We start from the raw sequence: 3323 nt of genomic DNA, 5'->3' as shown, positions 1-3323 counted from the left end.
CGGGTGATGATATCTTTATCATAGGACTGAAAAATGGTAGGGTTTTTGTTGAAAAAGCAGCAGGTGGAACAAACAATTTTACCAGGGTTTATCAAGCCACTACAGGAAAAACTTTTGATCATGGAAGAGTCCACATTGCCAATGGGAAGCTGTATTATTATTTGATGGAAAATGCTTCAGGAAACGCACAACCTTTATACCTTCAAGTCATTGATTTGGATATCATACAAGCACCGTTTAGGATAACATTAACCTCTCCTTTTGAGGGTAAAACTTATGATGTTGGGGAGACCATCACCCTTTCGGCCAATGCTATCGATGAAAATGGAAGTATAGATAAGGTGGCTTTCATGATCGATGACAATATAATTCATGAAGACTTTACACCTCCCTATTCGGTAGATTGGTCAACAAACGTAGTAGGAACATATAGTCTTAAAGCAGTTGCTTACAATACATCCGATGAAATGGTAGCCACCCAAAATATGATCTTAGAGGTTCAAGTCTATGATCCAACTGATTTGACAGGGGATGTTTACCGAATTAAGAATTTGGTTACGGGTAAATACCTTCATTCTGTAGGTTCAGATGTAGTCGAAAGCAGTAATGGTGTTAATGTCGCTGAGGGTGATAAAGAATGGGCGTTTGTTAGAGTAGGGGCGTATTATAATATTGAAAGTAAAAGGTCTGATCGAGGAATTTTAAGAGCGGCTGGAAATCCACCAAATGACATCATAAGTACAGGATTTAGTGCTCCTACAGATGTGTCTGATAAGTTATTTACGGTTGTTTACAACATTAACGAAGGCTCTTATCAATTTAAAACCAAAACAGGCTCAAATTATATATATCAAAATGAAGATGGCGTTATCGAACATCTTTTAAGAGCAGATGATAGGTCTAAATGGTTGATTGAATCCACATCGTTGAGTACTCAAAGCGTGAAAGAAAATGCTATTCAAGTAAAGATTTCCCCTAATCCAACTAAAAATAATTTTACGATTTCACGAAACAAAGAAACGAGTGCTAAAATTCAGATTTACGATATGCTAGGCCAAATGATTTACGATCGCGCAACGCTAGAACCTATGGTTAATATAGAAAATAACGGTCGTTTTAAGCCAGGTTTATATCTGATAAGAATCATAGATGAAGATCAGCGAGTCTTCCATTCCAAACTTATTGTTGAATAATTTTGAAAGCATAAAGAGGTTAAGTGTAATTGCACGCTTAACTTCTTTTACTCAAATAACACGATATTAACAACATCGCTCTATGCTTGAATATAAGAGACAGTGCAGGATGGTTTATTTTAGAAAACAAATTATTTTTCCTTCCCTAATTTTACCGCTGTAAATAAAATATACTGTTGTAGAGATGTCGTGTACGATTCAAGAAAAGGAGTTGTAATGATGTTAAGCTTCAGATGTATCACTGGTAGATTTCCATGTTGAATAAGAAAAAATTAGAGATAAATTTAATCATACACCAATGAAAAAAAAACCTACTTTTAGCATTACTAGTTTACTTTTTTTAAGTTTTTTAATTGTGACTTTGACCTCTAGTTTGTACGGTCAAACAATAGAAAAGGCTAAAGAATTATCTGTTTCGGAAGGATTTATAAACCCCGTAGGCTTTTACGACAACACTCCTTCTTTTTCATGGAAACTACCCGTTTCTGAAAGTATCAAAAGTCAGACTGCATACCGAATTGTAGTTGCAACGAATAAAGATTTATTACCAAACAGTTCGGATTTATGGGATTCACAAAAACAAAATTCAGAGCAGTCTACTTGGATAAATTATAGAGGTGTTGATTTGGAATCTCGTCAAAAAGTGTTCTGGCAAATAAAATACTGGGATCAAGATGGAAAAGCTTCGGAGTGGAGTGACATCAATAATTTTGAATTGGGCTTATTAAGTAATGAGGATTGGAGTGCCAAATGGATCGGTCTAGATACCAAGAAAGAGCAGGTAATGGGAAGTCAAGATAATATTGTACACAGGCCACAATATTTGAGAAAAGAATTTAAATTGTCAAATGATGTTGTTTCTGCAAGATTATACATGACAGCAAAAGGTGTTTTTGATGTTTCTATAAATGGCACAAACGTAAGCGGAGATGTAATGCCTCCAGGCTACACCCCTTATAAAAAGAGAATTGAGACCATTACTTACAACGTAACCAACCTTATAGCTTCTGGACAGAACACCATTGGTGTTGAAGTAGCGCCAGGATGGTTCTCTGGACGTATGGGATGGATGCATTCCCTGTGGAAGGATACGGAAACTCCAAAGGTAATATGCCAACTAGAATTTACCTTGAAAGATGGTTCACAGGTGACTGTTATTTCTGATGAAAGTTGGAAAGGAACGACTAACGGACCGATAAGACTATCTGAAATTTACGATGGGGAGACCTATGATGCTAATTTAGAAATGCCAAATTGGACCACGAATCAGTTCAATGACAACAATTGGCAACCGGTTAATGCATTCGATATTTCAGGAACACTTCGTTTAGAACCAAAAAGACAGACGACTGTAAAAGCTAAAATGCAATTGCCAACGAGAGAAGTTTTAAAAAAGGAAGGAACCACTATTTTTGATTTAAAGCAAAACATGGTTGGTGTTCCTTTGCTTAGAGTACCTATGAAAAAAGGCGAGACTTTAAAAGTTAGATTTGCAGAAATGTTATCACCAAATGGTTCTTTTTATACAAAAAATTACAGAGGTGCACTATCAACAGATTATTATACGGCTAGTGAAGATGGCGTTATAGAATACACACCAAAATTCACATTTCATGGATTTAGGTATGTGGAATTAAGTGGTTACGATACAACAAAAGAACCTTCAAAAGATTGGGTCACAGGTGTTGTACAGTATTCAGATTTTGAAGAGAATGGAACTTTTACTTCTTCTCACGAAAAGCTAAACCAGTTGCAAAGTAATATTGTTTGGGGTTTAAGAGGTAATTTCTTTGATATCCCTACAGATTGTCCACAACGTGATGAACGTATGGGATGGACTGGTGATGCACAAGTATTTGGACCCACCTCAATGTTCAATGCTGATGTTTATAAGTTTTGGGGAAGTTGGTTGCAGAGTGTAAGAGAATCGCAATACGAAAACGGTGGAATTCCTTTTGTCGTTCCAGATGTGTTGTATAACAATAAAGTAAGCTCTGGTTGGGGAGATGTATGTACGATTATACCTTGGAAAATCTATTTAAGAACAGGAGACATAACAATTCTTGAAGAAAATTATGAAATGATGAAGGGATGGTTAGCTCATCACAAATCGTCTTCTAAGGAATATGT

General features: G+C 36.1%; 2 protein-coding genes. Both read left to right on the top strand.

Annotated elements, in window-relative coordinates; genetic code table 11:
- Window positions 1–1193 (top strand): Ig-like domain-containing protein (locus ABF281_RS07300; protein WP_347181022.1); only part of this gene is annotated, 1193 nt, incomplete at its 5' end.
- 298 nt (window positions 1194–1491) lie between these two features.
- The coding region (locus ABF281_RS07295; protein ID WP_347181021.1) for a family 78 glycoside hydrolase catalytic domain at window positions 1492–3323 on the top strand (1832 nt) is incomplete at its 3' end.

This window comes from Wenyingzhuangia sp., assembly GCF_039768515.1.
GTDB lineage: Bacteria > Bacteroidota > Bacteroidia > Flavobacteriales > Flavobacteriaceae > Wenyingzhuangia.
This window is presented reverse-complemented; position numbering and strand designations above follow the sequence as displayed.